At 64.5% G+C, this 1,954-nt stretch carries 2 protein-coding genes and 1 pseudogene; all 3 read left to right on the top strand.

Annotation, left to right across the window (positions count from 1 at the left end):
• Positions 1-687 (top strand): annotated as a pseudogene (locus ACAX43_RS32835) (long-chain fatty acid--CoA ligase); the annotation flags it as partial.
• 5 nt (positions 688-692) lie between these two features.
• Positions 693-1,499, top strand: a complete 807-nt coding sequence (locus tag ACAX43_RS32830) for an enoyl-CoA hydratase/isomerase family protein (RefSeq protein WP_370712474.1) — start codon at positions 693-695, stop codon at positions 1,497-1,499.
• Positions 1,500-1,526: 27 nt separating this feature from the next.
• Positions 1,527-1,954 (top strand): GMC family oxidoreductase N-terminal domain-containing protein (locus ACAX43_RS32825; RefSeq protein WP_370712473.1); only part of this gene is annotated, 428 nt, incomplete at its 3' end.

Below are 1,954 nucleotides of genomic sequence, written 5' to 3'. Positions count from 1 at the left end.
TTCAAGCCCGAGCTGTTCGTCAACCACTACGGCTCGTCCGAGGTCTACACGTTCAGCATCGACCAGGACGCGACGAAGAAGCCGGGAAGCGCCGGACGTGCGGGCATCAATACGCGGCTACGCGTCGTGAAGCTCGACGCGAAATCGCCCGACGATTTCACGCAAGTCAGCGAAGAAGGCCAGATCATTGCGGACCTGCTCGGCGACGAAGCATTCGAAGGCTACTGGAACCGTCCGGACGCGAACGCGAAGTCCTTGCGCGACGGCTGGTACTTCACCGGCGACACCGGCTACTTCGACGAAGACGGCGACCTTTACGTCTCCGGCCGCGTCGACGACATGATCATCAGCGGCGGCGAAAACATCTCGCCGGCCGACATCGAGTCGGTGCTCTCGCTGCATCCGTCGGTCGATGAAGTCGCGGTCGCTGGCGTGAACGACGAACGCTGGGGACAACGCGTCGTCGCGTTCATCAAGCGGCGCGAATACGTCGATGCCGAAGCGCTCGACACGTGGTGCCGCACGTCGGACCTCGTCAACTTCAAACGGCCGCGCGACTACGTATTCGTCGACGACATTCCGAAGTCGCCGGTCGGAAAAATCCTGCGCCGCAAGCTGTCCGCGGGCGAGTATCAACGCGATGAAACCACGCCCATCGCTCAACACACGGAAACCACGAAGGAGTAACGCACATGACTGACTTGACCCATCGCGGCCAGACGCTGCTTCAGGACCTCGACGGCTTCTCGATCGAGATCGACGCCGAACGCGAACGCGCGGACATCATCCTGCATCGCCCGCCGCTCAACGTGATTTCGATGCACGCGCGGGATCAATTGCGCGTGGCGTTCGAGGCGCTCGACGAAGACGACCGCGTGCGCGTGATCGTCGTGCGGGCGAAGGGCGAGCACTTCTCGAGCGGCGGCGACATCCGGGGCTTTCTCGAAGCCTCGCCGGAACACGTGTCGAAGCTCGCCTGGAACATCGCGGCGCCAGCGCGCTGCTCGAAGCCGGTGATCGCGGCCAATCGCGGCTTCTGCTTCGGCGTGGGCTTCGAACTGTCGCTCGCGTGCGACTTCCGCATCGCGACCGATACCTCGTTCTACGCGCTGCCGGAACAGAAGCTCGGCCAGATCCCGGGTTCGGGCGGCTCGGCGCGCTTGCAGCAGATGGTCGGCGTCGGCCGCACGAAGGACATCGTGATGCGCTCGCGCCGCATTCCGGGCAAGCAGGCGTACGACTGGGGCATCGCGGTCGAGTGCGTCGCCGATGCGCAGCTCGAAGCCACGACCGACGCGCTTGTCGATGAACTGCGCGCGTTCTCGCCGCTCGCGCAACGCACGGCGAAGAAGCTGCTCAACGATTCGGAAGACGCGCCGCTCTCGATCGCGATCGAACTCGAAGGGCATTGCTATAGCCGTCTGCGCACGTCCGACGATTTCCGGGAAGGCGTGGAAGCGTTTCATGGCAAGCGCAAGCCGGTGTTTCGCGGTTCCTGATCAGCCAACAAAAAAAGGAGACAGACAATGGAGCGCTTCGATTACGTGATCGTGGGTGGCGGGTCGGCGGGGTGCGTTCTCGCGCATCGGTTGTCGGCGGTGCCGTCGCTGCGCGTCGCGTTGATCGAAGCGGGCGCGGACACGCCGCCGGGCGCCGTGCCCGCGGCCATCCTCGACAGCTATCCGATGCCTGTCTTCTGCGGCGATACCTACATCTGGCCCGATCTGAAGGCGAAGGCGACGAAGCACGCGGCGCCGCGCGTCTATGAGCAGGGCCGCGTGATGGGCGGTGGGTCGAGCATCAACGTGCAGTCGGCGAATCGCGGGCTGCCGCGCGACTACGACGAGTGGGCCGCGAACGGCGCGACCGGCTGGGCCTGGAACGACGTGCTGCCGTATTTCCGCAAGCTCGAACGCGATCTGAATTTCCCTGAGGGCGAGTTGCATGGCAGCGA

This window comes from Paraburkholderia sp. IW21, assembly GCF_041321145.1.
In the GTDB taxonomy this organism is placed as follows: domain Bacteria; phylum Pseudomonadota; class Gammaproteobacteria; order Burkholderiales; family Burkholderiaceae; genus Paraburkholderia.
The sequence above is the reverse complement of the archived record's forward strand: the minus strand, read 5'-3'. Positions and strand labels throughout refer to the sequence as shown.